The sequence below is a fragment of the Serratia sp. 25CWL12 genome, from assembly GCF_055790885.1.
Genome location: NZ_CM147698.1, coordinates 2,900,078 through 2,926,915 on the forward strand (window position 1 = coordinate 2,900,078; position 26,838 = coordinate 2,926,915).

General features: G+C 49.3%; 28 protein-coding genes and 1 riboswitch. Of the genes, 26 read left to right on the forward strand and 2 right to left on the reverse strand.

The window, feature by feature from the left end; genetic code table 11:
* Window positions 1–53 precede the first annotated feature (53 nt).
* Genes ACX9GV_RS12480 through ACX9GV_RS12490 form a run of 3 tightly spaced genes read left to right on the forward strand, consistent with a single transcriptional unit; the run spans window position 54 to window position 2,193 of the window.
* On the forward strand, window positions 54–794 hold the full coding sequence (locus ACX9GV_RS12480; protein ID WP_473195734.1) for an amino acid ABC transporter permease: 741 nt from the start codon (window positions 54–56) through the stop codon (window positions 792–794).
* The gene (gene gltK / locus ACX9GV_RS12485; protein ID WP_023490617.1) at window positions 794–1,468 is read left to right on the forward strand and encodes a glutamate/aspartate ABC transporter permease GltK; all 675 of its coding nucleotides are present in this window, start codon (window positions 794–796) and stop codon (window positions 1,466–1,468) included. Before ACX9GV_RS12480 ends, gltK begins: the two co-directional genes overlap by 1 nt.
* Window positions 1,468–2,193, forward strand: coding sequence for an amino acid ABC transporter ATP-binding protein (locus tag ACX9GV_RS12490; protein WP_023490616.1), 726 nt, complete (start codon window positions 1,468–1,470; stop codon window positions 2,191–2,193). The genes gltK and ACX9GV_RS12490 overlap by 1 nt, the downstream gene beginning before the upstream one ends.
* A gap of 37 nt (window positions 2,194–2,230) precedes the next feature.
* Here ACX9GV_RS12490 and ACX9GV_RS12495 read toward each other — a convergent pair whose 3' ends face one another.
* Complete coding sequence (locus ACX9GV_RS12495) at window positions 2,231–2,713, reverse strand: zinc ribbon-containing protein (RefSeq protein WP_473195735.1); 483 nt, start codon at window positions 2,711–2,713, stop codon at window positions 2,231–2,233.
* A gap of 392 nt (window positions 2,714–3,105) precedes the next feature.
* Here ACX9GV_RS12495 and ACX9GV_RS12500 point away from each other — a divergent pair, with 392 nt between their 5' ends.
* The 16 genes from ACX9GV_RS12500 to crcB all read left to right on the forward strand — a co-directional run bounded on the left by ACX9GV_RS12500 (window position 3,106) and on the right by crcB (window position 19,870).
* Window positions 3,106–3,768, forward strand: coding sequence for a type IV toxin-antitoxin system AbiEi family antitoxin domain-containing protein (locus ACX9GV_RS12500; RefSeq protein WP_473195736.1), 663 nt, complete (start codon window positions 3,106–3,108; stop codon window positions 3,766–3,768).
* 415 nt (window positions 3,769–4,183) lie between these two features.
* Window positions 4,184–6,766 carry a leucine--tRNA ligase gene (gene leuS / locus ACX9GV_RS12505; protein WP_473195737.1) on the forward strand — a complete coding sequence of 861 codons (2,583 nt, stop codon included), beginning with the start codon at window positions 4,184–4,186 and terminating at the stop codon, window positions 6,764–6,766.
* Window positions 6,767–6,780: 14 nt separating this feature from the next.
* Window positions 6,781–7,365 (forward strand): LPS assembly lipoprotein LptE, encoded by a 585-nt coding sequence (lptE, locus tag ACX9GV_RS12510; protein WP_473195738.1) that lies wholly within the window; start codon window positions 6,781–6,783, stop codon window positions 7,363–7,365.
* On the forward strand, window positions 7,362–8,396 hold the full coding sequence (holA, locus tag ACX9GV_RS12515; RefSeq protein WP_473195739.1) for a DNA polymerase III subunit delta: 1,035 nt from the start codon (window positions 7,362–7,364) through the stop codon (window positions 8,394–8,396). The genes lptE and holA overlap by 4 nt, the downstream gene beginning before the upstream one ends.
* Window positions 8,386–9,051 (forward strand): nicotinate-nucleotide adenylyltransferase, encoded by a 666-nt coding sequence (nadD, locus tag ACX9GV_RS12520; RefSeq protein ID WP_473195740.1) that lies wholly within the window; start codon window positions 8,386–8,388, stop codon window positions 9,049–9,051. Before holA ends, nadD begins: the two co-directional genes overlap by 11 nt.
* A gap of 166 nt (window positions 9,052–9,217) precedes the next feature.
* A complete protein-coding gene (rsfS, locus tag ACX9GV_RS12525; RefSeq protein ID WP_037387077.1) occupies window positions 9,218–9,535 on the forward strand; it encodes a ribosome silencing factor in 318 nt (105 codons plus the stop codon).
* A 3-nt stretch (window positions 9,536–9,538) separates the two neighbouring features.
* Entirely contained in the window at window positions 9,539–10,009 is a 471-nt protein-coding gene (gene rlmH / locus ACX9GV_RS12530; protein WP_473195741.1) for a 23S rRNA (pseudouridine(1915)-N(3))-methyltransferase RlmH, read from the forward strand.
* Between the two features lie 57 nt (window positions 10,010–10,066).
* Window positions 10,067–11,962, forward strand: a complete 1,896-nt coding sequence (gene mrdA, locus ACX9GV_RS12535) for a peptidoglycan DD-transpeptidase MrdA (RefSeq protein ID WP_023490230.1) — start codon at window positions 10,067–10,069, stop codon at window positions 11,960–11,962.
* An 8-nt stretch (window positions 11,963–11,970) separates the two neighbouring features.
* Window positions 11,971–13,083 (forward strand): peptidoglycan glycosyltransferase MrdB, encoded by a 1,113-nt coding sequence (mrdB, locus tag ACX9GV_RS12540; protein WP_023490231.1) that lies wholly within the window; start codon window positions 11,971–11,973, stop codon window positions 13,081–13,083.
* Window positions 13,084–13,093: 10 nt separating this feature from the next.
* Complete coding sequence (gene rlpA, locus ACX9GV_RS12545; RefSeq protein ID WP_473195742.1) at window positions 13,094–14,176, forward strand: endolytic peptidoglycan transglycosylase RlpA; 1,083 nt, start codon at window positions 13,094–13,096, stop codon at window positions 14,174–14,176.
* A 215-nt stretch (window positions 14,177–14,391) separates the two neighbouring features.
* Window positions 14,392–15,603 (forward strand): D-alanyl-D-alanine carboxypeptidase DacA, encoded by a 1,212-nt coding sequence (dacA, locus tag ACX9GV_RS12550; protein ID WP_473195743.1) that lies wholly within the window; start codon window positions 14,392–14,394, stop codon window positions 15,601–15,603.
* A gap of 103 nt (window positions 15,604–15,706) precedes the next feature.
* Entirely contained in the window at window positions 15,707–15,973 is a 267-nt protein-coding gene (ybeD, locus tag ACX9GV_RS12555) for a DUF493 family protein YbeD (protein ID WP_023490234.1), read from the forward strand.
* Between the two features lie 121 nt (window positions 15,974–16,094).
* Window positions 16,095–16,766 carry a lipoyl(octanoyl) transferase LipB gene (gene lipB, locus ACX9GV_RS12560; RefSeq protein ID WP_023490235.1) on the forward strand — a complete coding sequence of 224 codons (672 nt, stop codon included), beginning with the start codon at window positions 16,095–16,097 and terminating at the stop codon, window positions 16,764–16,766.
* Window positions 16,759–17,724: a lipoyl synthase gene (gene lipA, locus ACX9GV_RS12565; RefSeq protein ID WP_023490236.1), complete on the forward strand. Its 966-nt coding sequence runs from the start codon at window positions 16,759–16,761 to the stop codon at window positions 17,722–17,724. Before lipB ends, lipA begins: the two co-directional genes overlap by 8 nt.
* A 322-nt stretch (window positions 17,725–18,046) precedes the next feature.
* Window positions 18,047–19,111 (forward strand): diguanylate cyclase, encoded by a 1,065-nt coding sequence (locus ACX9GV_RS12570; protein WP_473195744.1) that lies wholly within the window; start codon window positions 18,047–18,049, stop codon window positions 19,109–19,111.
* 115 nt (window positions 19,112–19,226) lie between these two features.
* Window positions 19,227–19,289, forward strand: a riboswitch (Fluoride riboswitch).
* Between the two features lie 197 nt (window positions 19,290–19,486).
* Window positions 19,487–19,870, forward strand: a complete 384-nt coding sequence (crcB, locus tag ACX9GV_RS12575; RefSeq protein ID WP_023490238.1) for a fluoride efflux transporter CrcB — start codon at window positions 19,487–19,489, stop codon at window positions 19,868–19,870.
* 99 nt (window positions 19,871–19,969) lie between these two features.
* Here crcB and cspE read toward each other — a convergent pair whose 3' ends face one another.
* Complete coding sequence (gene cspE, locus ACX9GV_RS12580) at window positions 19,970–20,179, reverse strand: transcription antiterminator/RNA stability regulator CspE (protein ID WP_023490239.1); 210 nt, start codon at window positions 20,177–20,179, stop codon at window positions 19,970–19,972.
* Between the two features lie 291 nt (window positions 20,180–20,470).
* Here cspE and ACX9GV_RS12585 point away from each other — a divergent pair, with 291 nt between their 5' ends.
* The 7 genes from ACX9GV_RS12585 to dcuC all read left to right on the forward strand — a co-directional run bounded on the left by ACX9GV_RS12585 (window position 20,471) and on the right by dcuC (window position 26,789).
* Window positions 20,471–20,959: a cold-shock protein gene (locus ACX9GV_RS12585; protein ID WP_473195745.1), complete on the forward strand. Its 489-nt coding sequence runs from the start codon at window positions 20,471–20,473 to the stop codon at window positions 20,957–20,959.
* A 194-nt stretch (window positions 20,960–21,153) separates the two neighbouring features.
* The gene (locus ACX9GV_RS12590; RefSeq protein ID WP_473195746.1) at window positions 21,154–21,855 is read left to right on the forward strand and encodes a Crp/Fnr family transcriptional regulator; all 702 of its coding nucleotides are present in this window, start codon (window positions 21,154–21,156) and stop codon (window positions 21,853–21,855) included.
* A gap of 38 nt (window positions 21,856–21,893) precedes the next feature.
* On the forward strand, window positions 21,894–22,646 hold the full coding sequence (locus ACX9GV_RS12595; protein ID WP_473195747.1) for a nucleoside phosphorylase: 753 nt from the start codon (window positions 21,894–21,896) through the stop codon (window positions 22,644–22,646).
* Complete coding sequence (gene pnuC, locus ACX9GV_RS12600; RefSeq protein WP_473195748.1) at window positions 22,646–23,362, forward strand: nicotinamide riboside transporter PnuC; 717 nt, start codon at window positions 22,646–22,648, stop codon at window positions 23,360–23,362. Before ACX9GV_RS12595 ends, pnuC begins: the two co-directional genes overlap by 1 nt.
* Before the next feature lie 213 nt (window positions 23,363–23,575).
* Window positions 23,576–24,436, forward strand: coding sequence for a MurR/RpiR family transcriptional regulator (locus ACX9GV_RS12605; RefSeq protein ID WP_473195749.1), 861 nt, complete (start codon window positions 23,576–23,578; stop codon window positions 24,434–24,436).
* A 52-nt stretch (window positions 24,437–24,488) separates the two neighbouring features.
* On the forward strand, window positions 24,489–25,310 hold the full coding sequence (locus ACX9GV_RS12610; RefSeq protein ID WP_473195750.1) for an alpha/beta fold hydrolase: 822 nt from the start codon (window positions 24,489–24,491) through the stop codon (window positions 25,308–25,310).
* Window positions 25,311–25,418: 108 nt separating this feature from the next.
* Window positions 25,419–26,789: a C4-dicarboxylate transporter DcuC gene (gene dcuC / locus ACX9GV_RS12615; protein WP_473198033.1), complete on the forward strand. Its 1,371-nt coding sequence runs from the start codon at window positions 25,419–25,421 to the stop codon at window positions 26,787–26,789.
* The last annotated feature ends 49 nt before the right edge of the window (window positions 26,790–26,838 follow it).

Below are 26,838 nucleotides of genomic sequence, written 5' to 3' on the forward strand. Positions count from 1 at the left end.
CGTGAGAGCTACCGCAGAACCCCCATCATGCTCGATGTTTAATGGAGTTTGTTATGTCAATTGATTGGAACTGGGGTATCTTCTTGCAGCCGGCCCCCTTCGGCAATACCACCTATCTGGGCTGGATGTGGTCCGGTTTTCAGGTCACGATCGCCCTCTCCATGTGTGCCTGGATGATTGCTTTCTTTGTGGGATCACTGTTTGGCATCTTGCGCACCGTGCCCAACCGTTTCCTTTCCTCGCTGGGTACCTGTTATGTAGAGCTATTTCGTAACGTACCGCTGATCGTCCAATTTTTCACCTGGTATCTGGTGATCCCCGAACTGCTGCCGACAGAGATCGGTATGTGGTTCAAAATGGAGCTGGATCCTAATGTTCAGTTCTTTGTTTCCTCCATGCTGTGCCTTGGCTTGTTTACTGCGGCACGCGTCTGTGAACAAGTACGTGCAGCCATTCAATCACTACCCCGTGGCCAGCAGGCTGCGGGGTTAGCCATGGGCCTGACATTGCCACAAACCTATCGCTATGTGCTATTGCCCAATGCTTACCGGATCATTGTGCCGCCGATGACCTCCGAAATGTTGAACCTGGTGAAAAACTCTGCCATCGCCTCCACTATCGGTCTGGTGGATATGGCGGCGCAAGCGGGCAAACTGCTCGATTACTCAGCTCATGCGTATGAATCATTTACTGCTATCACCTTGGCCTATGTCGCTATCAACGCTGTCATTATGCTGTTGATGCGTCTGGTGGAGAAGAGAGTGCAGTTACCTGGCAATATGGGGAGCAAATAATGTATCAATTTGATTGGGGATCGATTGTCCCAAACCTCCCTTACCTGCTGCAGGGCCTGGGGATCACGCTGAAAATCACCGTGGTCGCCATCGTATTTGGCATTCTCTGGGGTACCGTGCTCGCGGTTATGCGCTTGTCACCGATCAAACCCCTCAGTTGGTTTGCGGCGCTGTATGTCAACCTGTTTCGCTCTGTCCCGTTGGTGATGGTATTGCTGTGGTTCTACCTGGTGGTTCCCAGCTTCTTACAGCAGGTCCTTGGCTTATCACCGAAAAACGATATTCGCCTGATCTCGGCGATGGTCGCCTTTTCGTTGTTTGAAGCGGCTTATTACTCGGAAATTATTCGGGCAGGCATCGAGAGCGTTTCACGCGGCCAATCTGCGGCTTCACTGGCGTTGGGGATGACCCGCTGGCAATCAATGCAACTGGTGATCTTGCCACAAGCTTTCCGCGCCATGGTCCCCTTACTCTTGACGCAAGGGATTGTGCTTTTCCAGGATACCTCACTGGTTTATGTGTTGAGCCTGGCTGACTTCTTCCGCACGGCCACCAATATTGGTGAGCGTGACGGTACGCGGGTAGAAATGGTGCTGTTCGCCGGTTTTGTCTATTTTATTATCAGTCTGGCCGCTTCGGCACTGGTAAGCTATTTGAAGAAAAGGACAGTTTGATGATATCCCTGAAAAATGTTTCCAAGTGGTACGGTCAGTTTCGGGTGTTAACCGATTGCACCACTGAAGTCAAAAAAGGTGAAGTGGTGGTGGTTTGTGGTCCTTCTGGTTCAGGCAAATCCACCCTGATTAAAACAGTTAACGGGCTAGAACTGATCCAACAAGGGGATATTCTGGTTAATGGCATACAAGTTAACGACAAGAAGACCAATCTGGCACAATTACGTTCCAAGGTGGGCATGGTATTCCAGCATTTCGAACTGTTCCCCCACTTATCGATCATTGAAAACCTGACACTGGCACAAGTCAAAGTTCTCAAGCGAGACAAAGCTGCATCCCGTGAGAAAGGCCTGAAATTACTGGAGCGAGTCGGCCTGTCCGCCCATGCCAATAAGTTCCCTGGTCAACTTTCCGGTGGTCAACAACAGCGCGTGGCCATTGCTCGCGCACTATGTATGGACCCTATCGCCATGCTGTTTGATGAACCGACCTCGGCCCTTGATCCTGAAATGATCAATGAAGTGCTGGATGTAATGGTGGAACTGGCGCAAGAAGGGATGACCATGATGGTGGTTACCCACGAGATGGGCTTTGCCCGTAAGGTGGCTCACCGGGTGATCTTTATGGATGAAGGCAAGATTGTCGAAGATCGCAATAAAGATGACTTCTTCAACAACCCCACCTCCGAACGCGCCAGAGACTTCCTGGCCAAAATTTTACATTAATGCGGCTACCCACCACTGCTGCAAGCCCGGGGTACCATCAAGGTTCAAAGGGCTTGCGCTGGAACTGGTCATGCCCACATTTAGGGCAGCGGGGTAAAATCTCCGGGGTATAGAAGGCAAGGTGATAGTGGCATTTTTCACAAACCAGATTGCCTAGCCCAACCACTTCACCACTGTGATAGACGCCATGGTGGCTGACATCCTTGAACACCTCACGCCATTCCAACTGCGTTTTGTCAGTGATATCGGCCAGTTCCTGCCATAGACTCTCTTTGATCACCCGCATAAAGACACTGTCAGTAAAGGCCTCACGACTCTCTTCATAACTACGGGCAAACTCCTCCAAGTCACGTCGTACTGCCAGAACCAGTTGTTCCACCTCATGACGGGTCAACTCCTCCACCTCATTGAGGTATTTTTCGGCACTGGCCACCAACTCATCAATATCACGTTCGCCATTCTTTAGGCGTTCTGTCAATGATGCAACCAACTCACGATAGTATTGAGTAACTTTGCTCATAGCCTCTCCCGGGTCAATGACTGTGACAAGCGTGTTCTCTTAAGCTACCTGTTATTATTCTAGCCGTAAATCACTGATTGCAATTTGACCTGCTGCGAGATCTGCAGATTGTGAGTGATATCATGGCTCTTGACATTCACCCTCTCAAACTAACCAGAATTCTTGCGAGACTTACCACTCATTTTGTCGATAACAAAAGAAACCGATATTCGTTGAGGAAGATACAGTACTTTCCTGATGAAAACTCACTACATATGTTAGTTATCTATACTGACAGTTTATGCCGGTTCGCAAGCCTTTGATTAACACGCAACTTATTGTAATTTAATATAAATTGTGACTTTTTAGCTTTCCTGCTAAAATTATAAAGTCACTTTGCTGTGGGAGTTGTCATGAAACTCGAAACCCGTATGCGTCAGTCGATCAAACGCCGTGCTGGAATCGTCCTGTCTCGTTCGGATGTTGCTTCCTTGGGAAGCAAGACTCAAGTCACACATGTGCTTAATTCATTAGTACAGAAAGGGGAACTTCTTCGTCTTTCTCGTGGAGTCTATGCTAAAGCCAAACGAGTCCCTGATGGCAATGTAAGACTTCTGGGAAGTCTTGAGGTAATCATTAGTCAAACTGCCGATAAACTGGGGTTTGTCCTTCATAAAAATGACTTTTCATTTACGAATGATAGCGCTTTGGAAAATGAGATAGTCGTCGAGACTGAAACGCCGCGAATTTCACGTAAAATGACGATTAACGGCAAGAGTATATGGTTCCGCAGTTACCGCCAGAAGCTTAGAAATCAGGATGATACCTGCCCCCTTTCTCAAAAAATTCCGACGCAAGGGGTTGCCAAATATGTCATGAAACTCGCTCGCCGTCATAAAGTGTCTTACTCCTATAACTCAATGGATCAGTGGGCTAATGCCGTCACACGCTTAGCTGGTGATGAAGTGAAACATGACTGTATTGAAGATCTTCTTATCGCGTTGAAACGTGCAGGTAAAATCTCTAAAAAGGATGTTGCTATGTTAGCTGTCAATTACCTGAGAGAGCGTAAGTAACGTGTTCGATCCCTTTAATGACTTTGACCAAGCCGGTTACCTACGTAATCGCTTTGCTGAAAAAGACCCTGAAATTGTTCGAGAGATAAAACGAAGTCGTTCAACTGCTGGCCGCTCTTAGGATTTGTGACTGTTTGAACGCGCGTTAAAACATAACGCGGAACTACCCCATAAAGTTGGACGAACGTTACACCACACTGGGTAAAATAAACCCATCGTCATTGCGTGCTAGGGATACTATCTATCCCATCGCAGATACTTGAATCGGGAACGCTTAGTGTTGTTGTCAAGCAGCCTTATCAGCTATGCTATGCGGATCTATCAGATATGCCCGTTATCTTTCAAATTTCATCGAGCATAGACAAATAAATGCTACGGATGTAGCTGTTAAACACCTACAGGACCACTGGCCACCATGCAAGAGCAATATCGCCCCGAAGAGATAGAATCAACTGTACAACTTCACTGGCAACAGAAACAGACATTCAAAGTTACCGAAGACGCAAGCAAGGAAAAGTATTACTGCCTATCCATGTTGCCATACCCTTCGGGTCGTTTGCATATGGGCCATGTGCGTAACTACACCATCGGCGATGTGATCTCCCGCTACCAGCGGATGCTGGGTAAAAATGTGCTGCAGCCGATTGGCTGGGATGCCTTTGGTCTACCCGCGGAAGGGGCCGCAGTAAAAAATAATACCGCGCCTGCACCCTGGACCTATGACAACATCGAATATATGAAGAACCAGCTTAAATTGCTGGGCTTCGGCTATGACTGGGATCGTGAAATTGCCACCTGTAAGCCTGACTATTACCGTTGGGAACAGTGGTTCTTCACCAAACTGTATGAAAAAGGCATGGTTTATAAAAAAACCTCCGCGGTGAACTGGTGCCCACATGATCTCACCGTATTGGCCAACGAGCAGGTGATTGACGGCTGCTGCTGGCGCTGCGACACCAAAGTTGAACGTAAAGAGATCCCGCAATGGTTTATCAAGATCACCGCTTATGCTGATCAACTGCTCAACGACCTGGACACACTGGAAAGTTGGCCTGAGCAGGTAAAAACCATGCAGCGCAACTGGATTGGCCGTTCTGAAGGGGTGGAAATTACCTTTGACGTCACCGATAGCGATGAAAAAGTGACCGTCTATACCACCCGCCCGGATACGTTTATCGGGGCAACCTATTTGGCGGTGGCTGCTGGCCACCCGCTGGCACAGCTAGGTGCAACAAATAACCCCGCCCTGAACGCTTTTATTGATGAATGCCGTAACACCAAGGTTGCCGAAGCGGACATGGCGGTGATGGAGAAAAAAGGCATGGCCACGGGCCTGTTTGCCATCCATCCTCTCAACGGTGAAAAGCTGCCTATCTGGGTTGCCAACTTTGTGTTGATGGAATATGGCACCGGAGCGGTGATGGCAGTTCCCGCTCACGATCAGCGCGACTGGGAATTTGCCACTAAATACCAATTGCCGATTAAGCCGGTGATACTGAATCTCGATGGCAGCCAGCCCGATATCAGCACCGAGGCAATGACCGAGAAAGGCGTTCTGTTCAATTCAGGTGAATTTGATGGTCTGGATCATCAGGCCGGGTTTAATGCCATTGCAGATAAACTGGTGATGCAGGGAGTCGGCCAACGTAAGGTCAACTACCGCCTGCGCGATTGGGGCGTTTCCCGCCAGCGTTACTGGGGAGCGCCGATCCCGATGGTCACACTGGAAGATGGTACAGTGATGCCAACCCCAGAAGACCAACTGCCGGTGATCCTGCCGGAAGATGTGGTGATGGATGGTATTACCAGCCCAATCAAAGCAGATCCGCAATGGGCGAAAACCACCGTTAACGGTCAACCCGCGTTGCGTGAAACCGACACCTTCGATACCTTTATGGAGTCTTCCTGGTATTACGCGCGTTATACCTGCCCACAATATGACCAAGGGATGTTAGATCCAGCCGCCGCCAACTACTGGCTGCCAGTGGATCAGTATGTGGGGGGGATCGAACATGCCATCATGCACCTGATGTATTTCCGTTTCTTCCACAAGTTGATGCGGGACGCCGGGCTGGTGGATTCAGACGAGCCAGCCAAGCGCCTCTTGTGCCAAGGTATGGTGCTGGCTGATGCCTTTTACTACAGCGGCAGTAATGGTGAGCGCATTTGGGTCTCCCCGGTTGACGCCATTGTTGAACGTGACGAAAAGGGGCGTATTGTCAACGCCACCGACTCACAAGGCCATCAATTGGTTTATGCTGGCATGAGCAAAATGTCGAAGTCGAAAAACAACGGCATCGACCCACAAGTCATGGTGGAAAAATACGGCGCGGATACCGTTCGTCTGTTTATGATGTTCGCTTCTCCGGCTGAAATGACCCTGGAATGGCAGGAGTCAGGTGTAGAAGGGGCGAATCGCTTCCTGAAGCGCGTATGGAAACTGGCTTACGATCACCTGGAGCAAGGTGCGGTTCAGCCACTGAATGTCGCTGCGCTGAATGAAGATCAGAAAGCGTTACGCCGTGATGTGCATAAAACCATCGCAAAAGTGACCGATGATATTGGCCGCCGCCAGACCTTTAACACCGCCATTGCCGCAGTAATGGAGTTAATGAATAAACTGGGCCGTGCACCGCAAGAAACCGCGCAGGATCGTGCATTGCTGCAGGAAGCGTTGCTGGCGGTAGTGCGGATGCTCTATCCATTTACCCCGCATATCTGCTTTACCTTGTGGCAAGCGTTAAACGGTACCGGTGATGTGGATACTGCACCTTGGCCGGTAGCAGAAGACGCCGCGATGGTAGAAGACTCCAAGTTGGTGGTGGTACAAGTTAACGGCAAAGTCCGTGCGAAAATTACCGTACCTGCTGACGCCACTGAAGATCAAGTCCGTGAACAGGCCGCACAGGAACATTTGGTGGCCAAGTATCTGGAAGGGGTTACAGTGCGTAAAGTGGTTTATGTTCCAGGCAAATTGCTTAACCTGGTTGTGGGTTAACACAAGGAGACTTTGTGCAACATCGCATTCTAACGTTATTACTGGGGTTAGCGGTGCTGGTCACCGCCGGTTGTGGGTTTCATCTGCGTGGTAACACCCAGGTGCCCACGGAATTGCATACCCTGATCCTGGACAGCTACGATCCCTTTGGTCCACTGACTCGGGCAGTGCGTGAGCAATTACGTCTTAGCGGTACTAATGTGGTCAAATATGATCCGGCCCAAAAAGAGGTTCCTTCTTTACGTATCGTGAGTTCGACACAAAGCCAAGACACGGTGTCAATCTTTCAGGATGGTAAAACAGCGGAATTTCAAATGGTGATGACGGTTCAGGCGCAGGTGTTGCTGCCTGGGCATGACCTCTATCCGATCAACGTCAAGGTCTTCCGCACGTTCTTTGATAACCCATTAACCGCACTGGCGAAAGATTCTGAGCAGGAGATAATCCTGCAGGAAATGCGCCGACAGGCCGCGCAACAAATTCTGCGTAAATTCCAGTCGGTGATCCAAGCCGCTCAATTAAGCGAGCAGCAAAAGGCCGTTGCTATGAGTAAAAAAACGGCTATGGATAAAAATACGGTAAGTGCTAACGCACCATGATGCGTATCTATCCTGAACAACTTGCCGCGCAACTCCGAGAGGGGTTGCGCGCTTGTTATTTATTGAGTGGCAATGAACCGTTGCTGCTGCAGGAAAGTCAGGATTTAGTCCGCCAGGCTGCCCAACAACAGCAGTTTAGCGAACATTACTCAATAACTCTGGACGCCCAAACCGATTGGGATGCCATCTTCAGTATCTGCCAAGCGATGAGTCTGTTTTCCAGCCGGCAAACCCTGCAATTGACCTTGCCAGACAACGGCCCAACTGCGGTGATGGCTGAACACTTAACCAAACTGGCCAGTTTGCTACATCAGGATATCCTGTTGGTACTGCGCGGCCCGCGTTTGACTAAAGCACAAGAAAACAGCGCCTGGTTCAAAGCCGTTAGCCCTAATGGGGTTTTAGTCAGTTGCCAGACGCCAGAACAGGCACAACTCCCCCGATGGGTAACACAGCGGGCCAAATCGATGTCGCTTGAGCTGGATGATGCCGCGAATCAACTGCTGTGCTACTGCTATGAAGGCAATCTTTTGGCACTCGCTCAAGCGTTGGAAAGACTGGCGTTACTGCACCCTGATGGCAAACTGACTTTGCCTCGAGTGGAGCAAGCCGTGAACGATGCGGCTCATTTCAGCCCATTCCACTGGCTGGATGCGCTGCTGGCGGGCAAAAGTAAACGTGCCTGGCATATTCTCCAGCAATTGCAACAAGAAGATATGGAGCCGGTGATCCTGCTGCGAACCTTGCAACGGGAGCTATTAACATTACTCACGTTGCAGCGTCGGATGGCAACCACCCCACTGCGTACCCTGTTTGATCAGCAAAAAGTCTGGCAAAACCGGCGTAACCTGATCACCCAAGCATTGCAACGCCTGTCTAGCCAGCAATTACAGCAGGCCGTGCACCTGCTGGCAAAAATCGAAGTTCTGCTTAAACAAGAGTACAGCCAATCGGTGTGGTCAGAGCTGGAAACCTTGTCGATGTTGCTGTGCGGTAAACCGTTACCCACGAGTTTCGCCGATGCCCACTAACCAGCCGTTACACGCACTGACCTTACATGCTCTGTTTGGTGGCACTTTTGACCCGATCCACTACGGCCATCTGCGCCCGGTGGAAGCCTTGGCAAACGAGGTGGGACTGCAGCAGGTGACTCTGCTACCCAATCATGTGCCGCCACATCGCCCACAGCCGGAAGCCAACCCGCAACAGCGGTTAGCCATGGTCAAGCTGGCGATAGCGGATCACCCGTTGTTCACCGTGGATGAGCGCGAATTACAGCGTACAACACCTTCTTACACCATCGATACGTTAGAAATGATACGTAAAGAACGTGGTGCTGCATTACCTCTGGCATTTATCATCGGTCAGGATTCATTGCTGTCTTTGCATAAGTGGCATCGCTGGCAAGATCTGCTGAATGTCTGCCATCTGTTAGTGTTAGCTCGCCCTGGCTACCAGCAGCAAATGGACAGTACCGAGCTACAAGGCTGGTTGGAGCAACACCAGATTAGTGATCCGACCTTGCTCAGCCAGCAACCCAGTGGTTATATCTACCGGGCGAATACCCCATTACTGGAGATATCTGCCACCGAAATACGCCAACGTCTTCATCAGGGAATGGGTTGTGATGATCTATTACCGCACTCGGTGCTGCGTTATATCGAGTTACAGGGTTTATATCGCTAGGCCGCATGCTATACTGCCCCGCTATTTTTCGGGTATCCACTGAAGCCTCCGCAGACCGTTGTCAAGGTCATGCTCAACCCGCTTTCAGTGAAATCCAGCCGACACCACCATAATTCGCGCTATTATTAAGCAGCCGGATAAACAGAACATCCTCAAGGGGGAACCTTTGCAAGGCAAAACGCTCCAAGATTTCGTGATTGATAAAATCGATGATCTAAAAGGTCAGGATATTATCTCCCTGGATGTCCAGGGCAAATCCAGTATCACCGACTGCATGATCATTTGCACGGGCACTTCTACCCGCCATGTCATGTCAATCGCCGAATATATCGTGCAGGAAGCTCGTGCTGCAGGTATAGAATTGTATGGTATGAAAGGCCGGGAAGCTTCCGACTGGGTCGTGGTCGATCTGGGTGAGGTGATCGTGCATGTGATGCAAGAAGAGAGCCGCCGCCTATACGAACTGGAAAAGCTCTGGAGTTAACTGGTGAAACTGCAATTGGTTGCAGTCGGTACTAAAATGCCAGACTGGGTGCAGATTGGTTTTATGGATTATCTGTCTCGCTTCCCGAAAGATATGCCACTTGAGCTGACCGAAATCCCGGCAGGTAAACGCGGCAAAAATGCGGATATCAAACGCATTTTGGACAAGGAAGGTGAGCAGATGCTAGCAGCAGTCGGTAAAGGTAACCGCATTGTCACGCTGGATATCCCAGGTACGCCCTGGGAAACGCCTCAGTTGGCGCAACAGCTTGAACGATGGAAGCAGGATGGCCGTAACGTCAGCCTGTTAATCGGTGGTCCTGAGGGATTGTCACCGGCCTGTAAATCAGCGGCGGAACAAAGCTGGTCGCTCTCGCCATTGACGTTGCCACATCCTTTAGTACGAATACTGGTTGCCGAAAGTCTCTACCGTGCCTGGAGTATTACGACCAATCATCCTTACCACCGCGAATGATCGCAGGTGGCTGTAACCGAGTAAAATGACCGCCATAGAGTGAAATAAAGCAACGGGATGAAAATAGAACGTAACCCTTTTCGCGACTATACCGCGGAAGCTGCCCTGTTTGTACGCCGTGCCCTGGTGGCACTGCTGGCTATTCTGATCATGACAGGCATCCTGATTGCCAATATGTATAACCTGCAAATCGTTCGCTTTGAGGATTATCGCACTCGCTCCAACGAAAACCGCATCAAGCTGGTCCCTATCGCTCCCAGTCGTGGCATGATTTATGACCGCAACGGTACTCCACTGGCACTGAACCGAACCATTTACCAGTTGGAGCTAATGCCAGAGAAAATCGACGATCTGAAAGCCACCTTGCAGGAATTACGTCCGGTGGTCGATCTGACCGATGAGGATATCGCCAACTTTGAAAAAGAGCGCAAGCGTTCACGTCGTTTCGTCTCCATTCCGGTAAAAACAGCGCTTAGCGAGGTTCAGGTCGCCCGTTTTGCGGTCAATCAATTCCGTTTCCCAGGGGTTGAAGTCAAAGGCTATCAACGCCGCTACTACCCTTATGGCTCCGCGCTCACTCATGTTATCGGTTACGTATCAAAAATTAATGACCGGGATGTCGAACGCCTGGATAAAGACGGTAAACTGGCTAACTATGCCGCCACCCATGATATCGGCAAATTGGGTATTGAACGTTTCTATGAGGATACCCTGCACGGCAAAACCGGCTATGAAGAAGTCGAGGTCAATAACCGTGGCCGAGTGATCCGTCAATTGCATGAACAACCGCCGGTTGCTGGTCAGGATATTTATCTGACACTGGATCTCAACCTGCAGCGCTATATTGAACAATTACTGGTAGGCAGCCGTGCTGCGGTGGTGGTTAGCGATCCACGTACCGGCAGTATTTTAGCGATGGTTTCCAACCCCAGCTATGATCCCAACCTGTTTGTGGATGGTATCTCCAGCAAGGATTACCAGGGGTTACTCGATGATCCAAACCGCCCACTGATCAACCGCACCACACAAGGTATCTACCCCCCGGCTTCGACAGTGAAACCTTATATTGCTGTCTCAGCGCTCAGCGCTGGGGTCATTACCAAAAATACCGTGGTTTTTGATCCTGGTTGGTGGCAATTACCGGGTTCAGAAAAACGTTTCCGTGACTGGAAAAAGTGGGGGCATGGCCGCCTTAATGTCACCAAAGCCATCGAAGAATCTGCGGATACCTTCTTCTACCAGGTGGCTTATGATATGGGCATTGATCGGTTATCGAGCTGGTTAAGCAAATTCGGTTACGGTGACTACACCGGTATTGATCTTGCTGAAGAGCGCGCCGGCCTGATGCCAACACGTGAGTGGAAACTCAAACGATTTAAAAAACCCTGGTATCAGGGTGACACCATTCCGGTGGGGATTGGTCAAGGTTACTGGACGGCAACCCCGATCCAGATGTCAAAAGCACTGAATACCCTGATTAACGATGGTAATGTCATTATTCCGCATCTGTTACAGAGCACCAGAGTCAATGGTGCATTAGTACCGTTCCGTCAGGAAGAACATAAACAGATCGGTGATGTTCGTTCTGGTTACTGGGAAATCGTCAAAGATGGTATGTATGGCGTCGCCAATCGGCCTAATGGTACGGCACGTAAATACTTTGAAGGCGCCCCCTATAAAGCGGCAGCAAAATCCGGTACGGCACAGGTATTCGGCTATGAAACCTATAATGCTCACAAGCTCGCGGAGCATCTACGTGACCATAAATTAATGACCGCCTTTGCGCCATTCGATAACCCAACCGTGTCGGTCGCCGTCATCCTAGAAAATGGAGGAGCTGGTCCAGCGGTGGGGACCATTACTCGCCAGATCCTCGACCACATTTTGTTGGGCGACAATAACACGCAATTACCCGATGCTGCGCCACTGCCACCGGGTGTAGAAGGTGATTAAGGTATAACATGACTGAAAGCCAACAAAAAAACTCTATCTGGACCAAAATCCATATTGACCCGCTAATGCTGTTATTTATTCTGGCCTTGCTGGTTTACAGTGCCTGTGTGATATGGAGTGCTAGTGGCCAGGACATGGGGATGATGGAGCGTAAAGTCGGTCAGATGCTGATGGGGTTGGTCATTATGGGCGTGATGGCCCAGATCCCACCACGAGTTTATGAAAATTGGGCGATTTATCTGTATATTTTCAGTGTGATCCTACTGGTACTAGTGGATGCGTTCGGTCAGATCAGTAAAGGTGCACAACGTTGGCTGGATCTCGGTTTTGTCCGTTTCCAACCCTCAGAGATTGCTAAAATTGCCGTGCCATTAATGGTGGCGCGCTTTATGAACCGCGATGTCTGCCCCCCTTCTTTAAAACATACCGCTATCGCGTTAGTGCTGATTTTCCTGCCTACCTTACTGGTTGCCGCACAACCCGATCTGGGAACGTCAATTTTGATTGCCGCTTCAGGTCTGTTTGTGCTGTTTTTATCCGGGATGAGCTGGAAGCTGATTGGCGTTGCAGTGATCCTGGTAGGCGCTTTTATTCCTGTACTGTGGTTTTTCCTGATGCATGACTATCAGCGGGACCGCGTGATGATGCTACTCGATCCAGAGAGCGACCCTCTCGGGGCCGGCTACCATATTATCCAATCGAAAATCGCCATTGGTTCTGGTGGTCTTTTCGGTAAAGGCTGGTTGCACGGTACCCAGTCCCAACTGGAGTTTCTGCCTGAACGCCATACTGATTTCATCTTCGCAGTCTTGGCCGAAGAACTTGGGCTAATGGGTGTTCTGCTACTGATAGGGCTGTATCTGCTGGTCATTATCCGTGGGCTGGTGATCGCCGCACAAGCACAGACCACCTTCGGCCGTGTAATGGTGGGTGGGCTGATGCTGATCTTGTTTGTCTATGTATTTGTTAACATTGGCATGGTGAGTGGTATTTTACCGGTAGTTGGCGTACCTTTGCCTTTAGTGAGTTATGGGGGGTCAGCACTGATTGTCCTTATGGCTGGGTTCGGCATTGTCATGTCGATCCACACACACCGAAAAATGCTGTCTAAAAATTTATAGGGGGTCGTTAATGCGTAAGGAGTGGCTTTGGGGTGGCGCTGTTGCCGTTGCAGTATTACTTTCAGCCTGTACCACCACAACAGAACCAACACAGGCGCCCTATAATGGCCAAGCAACTGAAATCGGTGGTGCCGAACCGCATTATGAGCCTTATAACCCACGGAATATGCAAGATTATACGGTAAATGGCACCACCTATGAGATTGTAAAAGATCCGCAAAATTTCTCACAAACCGGTCTGGCGGCCTGGTATGGTGAAGAAGCCAGTGGTAATACCACCGCCATTGGTGAGCAATTTGATCCCAATGCATTAACGGCAGCGCACCCTACATTGCCAATTCCGAGTTATGTCCGCGTCACCAATCTGGCTAATGGCCGGCAACTGGTGGTACGTGTTAATGATCGTGGCCCTTATACCCCAGGGCGCATTATCGATCTGTCGAAAGCCGCCGCCGACCGCCTCAACCTGTCGAATAAGACCAAAGTGCAAGTGGACTTTATCAGCGTGGCTCAGGATGGCACATTAAGCGGCCCGGGTACGGTAGGTACCACGGTGGCTAAACAGAGTTATGCACTCCCCGCACGCCCAGAGCTCAGCTCTGGTAGCATGGGCACCCCCATACAGAAGGATGTTTCCGCCCCACCGGAGGCTAACGTCAGGCCCATTGACAACAGCAGCCTAAACATTGATGAGGCGAGTCTAACCCCATCGGCTGCCGGCAGCCCCCGTCAGGGCGGTTTTATTGGTGCACCTAGCCCCTTGCCGACCGGCGTGCTGGAAGGTTCTGAACCTCAACCAGCAGCCCCTACTGCTAGTGTTTCCAACGTTGCCCCTGCAGTGGCAACCCACGCGGAAACGAGTGCCAGTGGCCACTTTGTCGTACAGGTTGGGGCACTGAGCAATGCGGAACGTGCACAGAGTTGGCAACAACAATTGAGCCAACAGTTTGGCGTTCCCGGCAAAGTCGAAGCCAATGGCAGTGTCTATCGTGTGCAATTAGGCCCATTCAGCAATCGCCAACAGGCCGAACAATTGCAACAACGTCTGGCCAATGAAGCGCAACAGCAATCCTTTATTGCTGCCGTGCCTTAAGTCAATTGTCAGGTTCATTCCGGTTGCTGCCCTCAGTCAGCAGCTTGAATGAACCTGGATAGAGGCCCTCCGTACCGATGTCTGAAACATTTTCTTGCAGGTAAATGTGTGTAAACCCGCTGCTGTCAGATGAATGTCTAATGCCTGTCCGAGTCCCATCTGCTATAGTATGGCTCGTTTTATCACTTACTTTTACGGATGTTGTCGTCCTGATCATGAAACATGTAACTTCTTTCCGCTTAATCAAGAGCCTAACCCTCGGCGTAGTTATCGCGATAAGTGCAGCGCCAGTTGCCCAGGCTGATGATACTAATATTCAAACCATGATCCCCGGTGTACCGCAAATTGATGCGGAAGCTTACATCTTGATCGATTACAACTCCGGTAAAGTATTAGCGGAATCAAACGCTGACACTCGCCGTGATCCCGCCAGCCTGACCAAAATGATGACCAGCTATGTCATCGGGCAGGCATTGAAATCTGGCAAGATTGGTCAGGAAGATCTGGTTACTATCGGCCCAGATGCTTGGGCAACCGGCAACCCGGTGTTCAAAGGCTCCTCGCTGATGTTTCTGAAACCCGGTGATCGTGTGCCAGTTTCCAAACTGACGCGCGGCATCAACTTGCAGTCCGGTAATGATGCCTGCGTGGCGATGGCTAACTACGTCGCCGGTAGCCAGGATGCGTTCGTTAACCTGATGAATACCTACGTCAAACAATTCGGTCTGCAGAATACACATTTCCAGACAGTGCATGGCCTGGATGCCCAGGGGCAATACAGTTCAGCCCGCGATATGGCGTTGATCGGCCAAGCCTTGATCCGCGATGTTCCGGATGAATATGCCATTTACAAAGAAAAAGAGTTCACCTTTAACAATATTCGCCAATTAAACCGTAACGGTCTGTTGTGGGATACCAGCCTGAACGTTGATGGTATTAAAACCGGCCATACCGATGCCGCTGGTTATAACCTGGTCGCTTCGGCAACAGAAGGTGAAATGCGGCTGATTTCTGTCGTGCTGGGTGGGCGTACTTATAAAGGCCGTGAGGCCGAAAGTAAAAAATTGCTGACCTGGGGCTTCCGCTTCTTTGAAACGGTTGCACCATTAAAAGCAGGGAAAGAGTTTGCTTCAGAGCCGGTCTGGTTCGGTGATGCTGACCGCGTAGAGTTGGGTGTCGACAAAGATGCTTACCTGACCATCCCACGCGGCCGCATGAAAGACCTTAAAGCCAGCTATGTACTCAACACCCCGGAAATTCATGCTCCGCTGGCAAAAAACCAGGTGGTTGGCACTATCAACTTCCAGTTAGATGGCAAAACCATCGATCAGCGCCCCTTAGTGGTTCTGAAGGAAGTGAAAGAAGGGGGTATCTTCAGTCGTCTATTTGATTATATCCGCTTGATGTTCCATCACTGGTTCGGCTAACCCTTGAAACCGGGTATTACAGCCCCATATTTGATTTAACATCAGCTCCCGCTCCGGCGGGAGTTATGATTTATACAATAACCACACCTGGAGCGCCTTTCTAATGCAAAAGACTAAACTAAATGAACTACTCGAATTCCCCTGCTCCTTTACCTATAAGGTGATGGGGCTGGCCCAACCTGAATTGGTCGACCAAGTGGTTGAAGTGGTACAACGCCATGCGCCGGGGGATTATAACCCGCAAGTTAAACCCAGCAGCAAAGGCAATTATCACTCGGTTTCTATCACCATTAACGCCACGCATATCGAGCAGGTAGAAACGTTATACGAAGAGTTGGGTAACATTGACATTGTTCGCATGGTGCTGTAACCCTTCGACTCCACCAGCCTTTACCGCACGACTTATAGGTATAGGCAACCGTCCCCATGGGGATAACTGCTAGTCGCGGAGCGGTGTGCCCGCTATAATGCTCTACCACTTGTGTAACCTGATGATGCCACGTTTGCAACATAACAAGATCATTCTGCGCCAATTGGGGTTACAGCCCTATCAGCCGGTATCCCAAGCCATGCACTGCTTTACTGATAATCGCAGTGACACCACGCTGGACGAACTCTGGCTGGTTCAGCATCACCCGGTATTTACCCAAGGCCAGGCAGGTAAAACAGAACATCTCCTGACACCGGGTGACATTCTGGTGATTCAGAGTGACCGTGGTGGGCAGGTGACCTACCATGGCCCAGGCCAACAAGTGCTCTATGTAATGATCGATCTAAAACGCAATAAAATGGGCGTTCGACAATTGGTTACCGCGCTGGAACAAACGGTGATCAATACCCTGGCTCACTTCAACATTGAGTCACGTGCCCGACCTGATGCGCCCGGTGTTTACGTTGGCGAAGAGAAAATTTGCTCACTGGGTTTACGCATCCGCAAAGGTTGCTCCTTTCATGGTCTGGCTTTGAACGTCGCCATGGATCTTTCCCCATTCCAACGCATTAACCCCTGTGGTTATGCGGGAATGAAAATGACACAAGTGAGCACACTTGCCCCAGGAATCGGCATCACCGATGTACACCCTATCCTGATACAACAATTTGTTCATTTACTCGGCTACCAGACAGTCGAGCTTGGTGACTGGAACCTGCACAATTATGAGTAAACCAATTCAGATGGAACGCGGCGTCAAATACCGCGATGCAGACAAAATGGCGTTGATCCCAGTGAAAACGGTGGTCGCCGAACGGCAGGAGCTGTTACGCAAACCCGAGTGGATGAGAATAAAACTCCCCGCCGACTCTACCCGTATTCAAGGTATCAAGGCGGCAATGCGTAAAAATGGTCTACATTCGGTATGTGAAGAGGCTTCTTGCCCCAACCTGGCTGAATGTTTTAACCACGGTACCGCCACCTTTATGATCCTCGGGGCAATCTGTACCCGCCGCTGTCCGTTCTGTGATGTTGCTCATGGCCGCCCTATGGCTCCCGATGCTAACGAACCAGAAAAACTGGCACAAACCATTGCTGATATGGCTCTGCGTTATGTGGTAATTACCTCGGTTGACCGTGATGACCTACGTGACGGTGGCGCACAACATTTTGCTGACTGCATTACTGCCATTCGTGCTAAAAGCCCAACCATCAGAATTGAAACCCTGGTACCTGATTTCCGTGGCCGGATGGATCGCGCACTGGAGATTTTGACTGCTACCCCACCTGATGTTTTTAACCACAACTTGGAAAACGTCCCGCGCCTTTATCGTCAGGTGCGTCCGGGGGCCGATTACGGATGGTCACTGAAATTATTGGAACGCTTTAAGCAAACCCATCCCGATATCCCCACCAAATCGGGCCTGATGGTTGGCTTGGGGGAAACCAATGCAGAGATCATCGAAGTAATGCACGACTTGCGCCGCCATGGGGTAACCATGCTGACGTTAGGGCAATATCTACAGCCCAGCCGCCACCATCTACCGGTACAACGCTATGTCAGCCCGGCAGAATTTGATGAAATGAAACAAGAAGCCATGGCGATGGGGTTCACTCATGCCGCCTGTGGTCCGTTTGTCCGCTCTTCCTACCATGCTGACTTGCAGGCCAAAGGGCTTGAAGTTAAATAAAAAATTACTTTTTGTTACGCTTCAACGAACAAATGCAAAAACGGGTGCCAAACAGCACCCGTTTTTATCAAACAGACTATCAACACCGTAATAACCAGTAGCTTGGTCATGCTGATACCTGCCATATTCGCCTTCATTATTTATCTATGGCAGCCAAGCACAGTCGGGTAATAAACCTTGCCTATTATTATAGATTGAATGCCACTTTAGCATTTTAAACACACCGCAAGTTTGTAACAGAGTAAGAAGTTGTCAGGATGTTCTATGCTAGATGATAGGAAAGATACTTTCCGCAACCGCATGACGCAAAGGGAGATACTTGATGGCCTATACCCCATTGATCATTGATAGCAAATTTGCAGGCCTTAGCTTCGCCAAGCGTACTTACCTGCCACGCATTGTTGGTCTGGGACTTGGGCTCTTTGGTCTATCCGCCACGATTTATCCCCTGCATTCATCGCCTTTCATTTGGGGTTTACTGATTATTTATACCTTGATCTGGCCACATATCGCCTATCAATGGTCAATCCATTCTGAAAAACCATTAGTAACTGAAACCCGTAATCTATTGATTGATTCCTTGCTAGCTGGCGTCTGGATAGCCGTGATGGGCTTCAGTGCACTACCCACTATCGTATTTCTGGCGATGATGGGCATGAACAATACTGCCGCTGGGAGTTATAGCCTGTTTCTCAAAGGGGGGGTTGCGCAGATTGTTGGGGCAATATTGACCAGTGCACTATTAGGGTTTCCTTTCACCCCGCAAACCACACCACTGCAACTCTACTTCTACCTGCCGGTACTGTTTATTTATCCGGTTCTGTTTGGTCTGGTGACCTATCGTACCGCCAAACACCTAGTAGAAAAGAAACGCGAAGTGGTTCGTATCAGCATGCGTGATGGCTTGACGGGTGTTTATAACCGCCGCCATTGGGAACACCTGTTACGCAATCAGTTCGACAGCTGCCGACGTTATAATCACACCGCAACGCTGATCTTGATCGATATAGACCGCTTTAAGGCTATCAATGATACATTCGGCCATGCCCTCGGTGATGAAGCGCTCATTGTGCTTGCAGAGGAACTGGTGCTCGGGTTGCGCACCATGGATATTGTTGGCCGCTATGGGGGCGATGAATTTGGTGCATTGCTACCCAATACCCCTCCAGAGCAAGCCAGCCAGGCTTTAAGCCGGATCCAGGAGCACCTGAGGGAAGTCACCTTCCGTGATGCCCCTGACTTAAAGCTGTATATCAGCGCGGGAGTAGCCGATTACCAACCGGAAATGAAAAGTTATCAGGAGTGGCTGAAAGCCGCTGACAATGCCCTCTACCTGGCTAAAAGCCATGGTCGTAACCGCATGGAACGCGCGGTTCCTCAAAGTTAGCCGTTCCCTGTAACGTAAATGCACTTGGCTAGTGACAGCGGGGGAAATCAACGGTGAGACTACAAAATCAAATCGGTAAGGTGTAAAATTCCGCCGCACGCCAGGGATAAACTGGCTGACAAACGGAGATGACATGCCTCCATAACCGCCCCATTAGGCTGATGATGTCTACGCTACCTCGCAGAGAGCAACGTAGCTTTATACTCTTCATTCTTAAAGTTGCTTGGTTGTTTGCTACGCAATGTCACCCCAGTCACATAGTTGGCTATGCTCCTGGGGATTCCACTGCTTGCCGCCTACAAGCAACTCGAATTATTTTGAGTATAGCCTGTACCTTTCTGAGTCTTTACCCATTTTTATGAAAGGGTTTCATTGATGTTCAATTCTTTGCTGGCAGTGTTTATTGGTGGTGGCTTAGGTAGTGTGCTGCGTTGGGCAATCAGCCTACGGTTAAACCCACTGCACCCGCACATTCCTGTGGGTACTTTAGCGGTCAACCTGGTAGGGGGCTTTATTATCGGGCTCGCTCTGGCGCTATTAAGCCGCATGACGCAGCTTGATCCTACCTGGAAGATACTGATTACCACTGGGTTCTGTGGTGGGTTGACCACCTTCTCTACCTTTTCGTTTGAGGTAGTTTATCTGTTGCAAGATGGCCGCATTGCTTGGGCTCTCGCCAATATATTTCTCAACTTGGCGGGTTCACTGTCAATGACCCTGCTGGCCTTTATGCTGGTCTGGTGGTTCTGCGGGCAGTAACCGTCGCTCAACAGCGCATTTTCCCTGTACGACCCCGCATTAAAAACAGACAAAAAAACCCGCTCATAGAGCGGGTTTCAGAATTTAAGCTACTGTAGCTTAGATAGCAGTAACGTTTGCAGCAGATGGCCCTTTGGCACCATTGGTGATTTCAAACTCTACGCGCTGACCTTCAGCCAGAGTTTTAAAACCATTGCTGGTGATGGCAGAGAAGTGAACGAAAACATCTTTGCTACCATCTTCAGGAGTAATGAAACCGAAACCTTTAGATTCATTAAACCACTTAACGCTACCTTTAATCTTTGACATCAAACTTACCTTTAACGTGAATGTATGACACAAACTCTGTGTCATATACAGTACAGCAATTAGATGGAGTTTTGTCCATAGTCGAGATCACATAAAGGCGATAAAAAGTAAAAAAGTTTGCTGCTCAAACGCAATCACCGCTGACACCCGGCCAAACCTTAGCCTGCCAACCCGAACCACCGAGCTGAACTCTGGCTGCTCTTTCGCCCTGTCTGATTGACTTTGCCCTGTCACCGCAACGCATTCCACGCTATCATTAACACAGTAACCAAAGACTTAATGAGAATGACCATGAACGGCAAGATAACGACTTTTTTTGCAGACAAAGGCTTCGGCTTTATCACCGATGAAAACGGGGAAAATCGTTATTTTCACGTGATCAAAGTGCAAAACCCAGAACTGATTAAGAAAAATGCGCTGGTGACATTTGAGCCCACCAACAATACCAAAGGCCCTTCCGCTTATGCAGTAAAAGTACAAGCCATCAGTAAGCACATCATTATTGCCAATGAGAAAATCAGGATTACCAGCATCAAGTCTTACCAGACTTTCACTAAAGAAGTCCCACTCAAAACTGAAGTAGATAAAGAAAATACTGTGCTTTCCGTGGGGTTACTGATGAACCGCATCCGGCCACAAGTGGCGCAAACACCTGAGGCGACAGAAACACTCAACATGATATCGATCACCACTTTTCAAGGGCAGGTCTACACTTTCTCTGAACATGAGGTCGATATCACCAGTACCCTGCAAACCTTGAACTCCCTGCGCCCTAAATAAGTTAAGAAACTCTGGATATATCACCAGGGTTTCTACTTTCTATGATGCCACTGCAAAAAATCAAGCCACCGTGGGACAGATGTCCCACACAATCTTCTAATGTATGAAGCTGCTTACAGTTTTATACTATCTTTGATGTTGCCCCAGGACCGATGTCCTGTCCTTTCTTTACAGAGAACCTTATAGTTATCACTATGCAGAACGAACCAAACAACAGCGAATGGTTACGGATCGTTGAACTGATTACTGGCAACACCCTTCTGTATGACCTGCTGAAATACTGCCCATTGGCGATTTTACGTCAGTGGAAATTAGAGCAAGTCAAACGTGGCTCATTGATTTGCCAGCAAAATGAAATTTGTCATCAGTTTCATTTGATCGTTCAAGGGAATGTGGATGTTTTTATCAATGCCAATGATGGGCGAAAATATCTACAGGCACGTTATCACGCAGGCGATATGCTCGGTGAGCTAGAAATTTTTGAACAACGGCCCTATATCTGTTCCGTTGAGGCAATTAGTGACGTCACGCTGTTGACGTTGTCACGCACCGACTTTTGCCATTGGTTGAGCGTAGATAACCACTTCAATCAGAAAATTATTAAAACGTTTAGCAGTCAGTATTATCAATTATCTAAAAAAGCAGGCGAAGATAATCTCTATTCCTTGCACCAGCGTGTTTGTCTGGTGCTCTGGGAAAGCTACCAACACCAGGGAGCCCAACATCACGGAGAGATTACCGTCAATAAACTACAGCTCAGTGAGCAATTTGCCGTAGCCCAACGCAGTATTAACCGTATTCTGTTTGACCTACGGGAACAGCAGATTATTACCGTCAATGGTGAGCAAATCAGGGTCATTGACCCTAGGCGTTTACAGCGACAGGCGGTATGTTAACGGTTCACCGCAATAGGTTAATAAAACAGGTTAGTAATATGAACTCACCTCAACCCCATATCCGGCTGAGCCGGCAGATGACCGACGCGTATTATGCACTATTACCCGGTGATCCACAGCGGGTGGAACATGTCGCGCGGTTTTTGCAACAAGTAGAAAACTTTGGGCAACACCGTGAGTATCGCGCCTTGCGGGGATGGTACCGCGGTATGGAAGTGTTGGTCGTATCCACCGGGATGGGAGGGCCTTCTACCGCTGTTGCTGCAGAAGAACTGCACCAAATCGGTGTCGACTGCCTAGTGCGCATTGGCAGTTGTGGGGCTTTACAGCCGTCAATGAAACTCGGCGATCTGGTGATTGCCAGTGCCGCAGTGCGGGATGACGGTACCGGTAAGGCTTATGTCCCCACCAGCTACCCCGCCAGTGCTGACAGTGATCTGGTCTATTTACTACGCCAACAGGCCAGGAAATTAGGCTACACTACTCACTGCGGTTATGTTCGCAGTCATGACAGCTTCTACACTGACCGGGAACAGGAAATCTGCAATTATTGGTCAGCCAAAGGTATTCTTGCCGCCGATATGGAGACAGCACCACTCATGGTGGTGGGCGCGTTGCGTAACATGCGTATCGCCTCCATCCTCAACGTCGTGGTAGAACATGAAGGTTGTCTGACGGAAAGCATTAACGATTATCAACAGCAAGAGCACTGTTGCCAACAAGGCGAGGAGCATGAAATTTTACTCGCACTGGAAGCCATGTATCAGGATCATCTTGAGAGGACGCAATAATGGATTTCTTCAGTATCAATAACGTTATGGTCAATATCCCTTTGGGTACCGGGGGTTATGCGCTCTCCTGGATTGAGGCTATCGGTACTATCTTTGGCCTGTTGTGCATCTGGTTCGCCAGCAAAGAAAAAATCATCAATTATCTGTTTGGGTTGATCAACGTTACCCTGTTTGCAGCTATCTTCTTCCAGATCCAGTTGTATGCCAGCCTGTTACTCCAGGTGTTCTTCTTTGTCGCCAACCTGTATGGCTGGTATGCCTGGAGCCGTCAAAACGAAAACCATGAAGCAGCACTAAAAATTCGCTGGTTGCCCCGGCAAAAAGCGTTCACGTTGCTGGCGGTCTGTGTGGTCGCTATCGCCTTGATGACCAAATTTATCGACCCAGTATTCTCGGTGCTGACCGGTATTGCTATTTCCATCATGCAGGCTATTGGGCTCTCAGTCGTCATGCCTGAATTGCAGCCGGATGCCTTCCCATTGTGGGATTCCACGATGCTGGTGCTCTCTATCGCTGCAATGATCTTGATGACCCGTAAATATGTCGAAAACTGGTTACTGTGGGTGGTGATCAATGTGATCAGTGTGGTGATTTATGCCATTCAAGGGGTCTATGCCATGTCGCTGGAGTACATTTTACTGCTGGCGATCGCCTTGATGGGGTCATTTGCCTGGATCAACAGTGCACGCCAGAATGGCTCACAGCCCCTGGCTTAAGCGGATAATGTCAAAGCACCGTCTTAATCGCCATAGAACATGAATTTGCCCCCACTGATGCCCGTTGCCGTTCTGGCAATGGTCATCTGCCTGGGGGCTTTAACGTAATGTGGGGTAACTCCCATTTCTGGTAAGGGAACTGAGAATTCCCCTTTTCTCTCCTCTTGGTTTGGTTATTAATGGGTAATCAAATTACGCAGGGGGAAAGATGACATGGATCGGGCAGAGTTCTCTCAACGTATTAACGCATTAACTGGCCTGACCGCAACAGACCAACGAATCATCAACTACTTCAATAAGCATTTCGAATCCATCCCCTACAGTACCGTGATTGATATTTGCAATGAGATCAATATAGCCAAATCAACCCTGGGTAGATTTATGGTGAAGATAGGTTTCAGCGGTTTTCGTGATTTCAAAGAGTCAGCCATTGAACCGGATCTGCATAAAAACCGCTCCCCCATTGAACGTTTTCATAACCATAAAAGCAGAAACAGCAATATCGCGTTTATTGAGAAACACTGCAGCGATACCATTAGAAATATCAATAACACGCTAAAAAACCTCAATGTGGAAGAGCTGGAAAAAGCCATTGCACTCATTGGTGATCCCAAAAAGAAACTTTATGTTATCGGCAGTGCAACGGCACATGCCCTCGCGGAGTATTTTTATTTACTTGGCCGCTATATTAAGAAAGACATTGTATTACTGGATGCCAATATTGCTAACCTACCCCATAAGTTAATTGACTCTCAACCCGGTGATGTCCTGCTGGCCATTTCTTATTATCGTTTTTCCAGTGTTACCACCCGCCTAATCAAATGGTTCTATCAAAACCGTGGCGATACCGTGGTTATCACTGACAATGCTGTTAATCCATTCAGCCATTTTGCCACTGCCATGCTGTTGATGGAAAGTCAAAACAGCGGACTCTTCAGCAGCCGTAGCGCAGGGTTTGTCTTAATTGAAGCCTTGGTTAATTATATGGGTGAAGTCAATGCGGATGAATTAAATGCTAACTTCCAGGTAATGGAGTCTTTATTTGAGGCATTTAATGTCTTTAATAAAAAATAATATCGCCATGTAATGGCTAACATTGAGTATTGGTGTTGTAAAGAGGTTTAATATGAGTAGTGAATCCCAGCTCGTCCCCGCCTGCCCAGAGCAACAAATAATGGCGACCACCCAAGGGAATTTATCATTCCGCACCGGTGGTGAAGGTGAAACCATTGTCTTTTTGCACGGTATCCTAGGCAGTTCCAAAGCCTGGGCATTCCAGTTTGCCGCCTTCTCACCGAGTCACCGCGTTATCGCCTGGGATGCCCCCGGTTATGCCAGCTCTGCCCTGGTCCCTGCAGATATCAGCGCCTATGAGCAGATGCTGCATGAACTGATTCAAACCAGTACCACTGGAAAAGTTATCCTGGTCGGGCATTCAATGGGCGGGACCATCGCCAGCCGCTATGCCGCTCGCCACCCGGATAAGGTCAAAACGTTGGTACTCTCTTGTACCCACCCGGGCTATGGCGCACCAGAATCTGCCCCAAGCTCAGAAAAACTGGAAAAACGGCTGAAAGAGCTCGCCGAAATCGGCCGGGAAGCCTATGGCAAAAACCGTGCTCGTGACCTGTTACCCTTTGCCAATGTCCCTACTGCGGTATTAGATTATGCCGCAGAAATTGCGGCAGAAACCAATCTGGAAGGGTTAAGGCGCGCAACCCGTATGCTGCAACTGGCGGACAACCGCGCGCTACTGCCACAACTCAAAATGCCAACCTTGATCCTTACCGGCGAAGAAGACCGCGTGGTGCAGCCTCAATTGAAAGCCGAGCTATTAGCACTGGTGCCCTATAGCCGGCATGTCGAGATGCCCGGCTTGGGCCATGCTCCTTATTTCCAGGCGCCGGATTATTACAATAGGCTGTTGCGCGAATTTATCGCTCAATAAATTCGACTTCACGTTAAGCCCAAGGGGTGAGCGTGAAGTGGAACTCGATGACAGGTAGATAACCCCTAATGGGGTAAATTAAATGGACCTGAATAAAAGAGAGGCATGATGATTGAATTTATCATAGGCATGGTTATTACCGTGATAGCCGCCTGGTTTATTATCAAAAACTATCAACCACAGACCATTTTACTCTTGGCCGGGTTGAGTTTATTACTGATTACAGCACTCTTCTTCCCTGAAAAATCGATTTTGTACGGTAAAGCAAAATCCATTGGTTGGGTAGGTGGGGATATTTTTGCCTTTGTTAAAGAGTCTTTAACAACCCAAGTAGCGGGTATTGGTTTAATCATCATGGCCGCTGGTGGCTTTGCTGACTATATGGATCGTATCAAGGCATCCAATGCGATGGTCAACTTGTGTATCAAGCCATTGCAAATGTTCAAAGCCCCTTACCTGATCCTGGCGATTGGCTACATTTTATCTCAACTGCTACATGTGGCGATTTCCAGTGCGGCGGGTCTGGCCATGCTGTTATTGGTGACGTTCTTCCCGGTGTTAGTCCGGCTAGGGGTGAGCAAAGCGGCTGCGGCTGCCATGATCGGGATGTCAGCATTTATGGATCTTGGCCCTGCGGTAGGTACTGCTAACTTGGCGGCGAAACATGCCAATATGGAGACCGCCATTTACTTTGCCCACTACCAGATGCCAGTAGCGATAGGTGTCATGCTGGTGGTATCAATCCTGATCTTTTTCAGCGCACGCTATTTTGATGCTAAAGATGGCCATCGCGTCACCCCAGTATCACCAGAGTCTCTCACCAGTGAAGATAATGCCAAGGTACCGGCATTTTATGCATTCTTGCCTATCTTCCCGGTAATATTGGTGATTGTCTTTAGTCCACTGGTGGTCAGCAGCATCAAGATGGATGTGGTGACCGCGATGATTATCGGTACCCTGCTGGCATTTTTCTGTGAATTGCTGGTAAAGCGCGATTTCAAAGCGGCGTGTAAAGGCATCATGGCCTTTTTCCAAGGCATGGGCACCATGTTTACCAGCATTGTTTCACTGCTGGTTTGTGCCGATATTTTTGCACAGGGCCTACAAATCATTGGTGCCGTTGACTTTATCATCCAGACGGTGCAATCCGCCGGTTTTGGCTTTGGTAATATGACCGTGGTTATGGCACTGCTGGTTTGTGTAACCGCAGCGCTTACTGGCTCCGGTGTAGCCGCTTTCTTCTCTTTCTCAGGGTTGGCACCCGGCATTGCCGCCAAATTTGGTGAAAGTGCAGTCAGCATGCTCCTGCCAATGCAATTAATGGCGGGAATGGGAAGAGCCATTTCCCCGGTTTCGGGTGTGATCATTGCGGTGAGTAAAGCGGGTGAGTGCTCACCCTTTATGATCGTCCGCCGTACACTGATTCCGGCTGTCGGGGGGATGATTACCATGTTGGTGTTAAATGGTATGCTAAACTGATTCCAACCCTGGTTTACTCAAGTTGCCGCTTTTTACGCGGCAGCTTGGA

Excerpts from the sequence above, each read along its gene's own strand:
- ACX9GV_RS12480 (WP_473195734.1), top strand. The coding sequence starts at position 54 with ATGTCAATTGATTGGAACTGGGGTATCTTCTTGCAGCCGGCCCCCTTC.
- gltK (WP_023490617.1), top strand. The coding sequence starts at position 794 with ATGTATCAATTTGATTGGGGATCGATTGTCCCAAACCTCCCTTACCTG.
- ACX9GV_RS12490 (WP_023490616.1), top strand. The coding sequence starts at position 1,468 with ATGATATCCCTGAAAAATGTTTCCAAGTGGTACGGTCAGTTTCGGGTG.
- ACX9GV_RS12495 (WP_473195735.1), bottom strand. The coding sequence starts at position 2,713 with ATGAGCAAAGTTACTCAATACTATCGTGAGTTGGTTGCATCATTGACA.
- ACX9GV_RS12500 (WP_473195736.1), top strand. The coding sequence starts at position 3,106 with ATGAAACTCGAAACCCGTATGCGTCAGTCGATCAAACGCCGTGCTGGA.
- leuS (WP_473195737.1), top strand. The coding sequence starts at position 4,184 with ATGCAAGAGCAATATCGCCCCGAAGAGATAGAATCAACTGTACAACTT.
- holA (WP_473195739.1), top strand. The coding sequence starts at position 7,362 with ATGATGCGTATCTATCCTGAACAACTTGCCGCGCAACTCCGAGAGGGG.
- nadD (WP_473195740.1), top strand. The coding sequence starts at position 8,386 with ATGCCCACTAACCAGCCGTTACACGCACTGACCTTACATGCTCTGTTT.
- mrdA (WP_023490230.1), top strand. The coding sequence starts at position 10,067 with ATGAAAATAGAACGTAACCCTTTTCGCGACTATACCGCGGAAGCTGCC.
- mrdB (WP_023490231.1), top strand. The coding sequence starts at position 11,971 with ATGACTGAAAGCCAACAAAAAAACTCTATCTGGACCAAAATCCATATT.
- rlpA (WP_473195742.1), top strand. The coding sequence starts at position 13,094 with ATGCGTAAGGAGTGGCTTTGGGGTGGCGCTGTTGCCGTTGCAGTATTA.
- dacA (WP_473195743.1), top strand. The coding sequence starts at position 14,392 with ATGAAACATGTAACTTCTTTCCGCTTAATCAAGAGCCTAACCCTCGGC.
- ybeD (WP_023490234.1), top strand. The coding sequence starts at position 15,707 with ATGCAAAAGACTAAACTAAATGAACTACTCGAATTCCCCTGCTCCTTT.
- lipB (WP_023490235.1), top strand. The coding sequence starts at position 16,095 with ATGATGCCACGTTTGCAACATAACAAGATCATTCTGCGCCAATTGGGG.
- lipA (WP_023490236.1), top strand. The coding sequence starts at position 16,759 with ATGAGTAAACCAATTCAGATGGAACGCGGCGTCAAATACCGCGATGCA.
- ACX9GV_RS12570 (WP_473195744.1), top strand. The coding sequence starts at position 18,047 with ATGGCCTATACCCCATTGATCATTGATAGCAAATTTGCAGGCCTTAGC.
- crcB (WP_023490238.1), top strand. The coding sequence starts at position 19,487 with ATGTTCAATTCTTTGCTGGCAGTGTTTATTGGTGGTGGCTTAGGTAGT.
- cspE (WP_023490239.1), bottom strand. The coding sequence starts at position 20,179 with ATGTCAAAGATTAAAGGTAGCGTTAAGTGGTTTAATGAATCTAAAGGT.
- ACX9GV_RS12585 (WP_473195745.1), top strand. The coding sequence starts at position 20,471 with ATGAACGGCAAGATAACGACTTTTTTTGCAGACAAAGGCTTCGGCTTT.
- ACX9GV_RS12590 (WP_473195746.1), top strand. The coding sequence starts at position 21,154 with ATGCAGAACGAACCAAACAACAGCGAATGGTTACGGATCGTTGAACTG.
- ACX9GV_RS12595 (WP_473195747.1), top strand. The coding sequence starts at position 21,894 with ATGAACTCACCTCAACCCCATATCCGGCTGAGCCGGCAGATGACCGAC.
- pnuC (WP_473195748.1), top strand. The coding sequence starts at position 22,646 with ATGGATTTCTTCAGTATCAATAACGTTATGGTCAATATCCCTTTGGGT.
- ACX9GV_RS12605 (WP_473195749.1), top strand. The coding sequence starts at position 23,576 with ATGGATCGGGCAGAGTTCTCTCAACGTATTAACGCATTAACTGGCCTG.
- ACX9GV_RS12610 (WP_473195750.1), top strand. The coding sequence starts at position 24,489 with ATGAGTAGTGAATCCCAGCTCGTCCCCGCCTGCCCAGAGCAACAAATA.
- dcuC (WP_473198033.1), top strand. The coding sequence starts at position 25,419 with ATGATTGAATTTATCATAGGCATGGTTATTACCGTGATAGCCGCCTGG.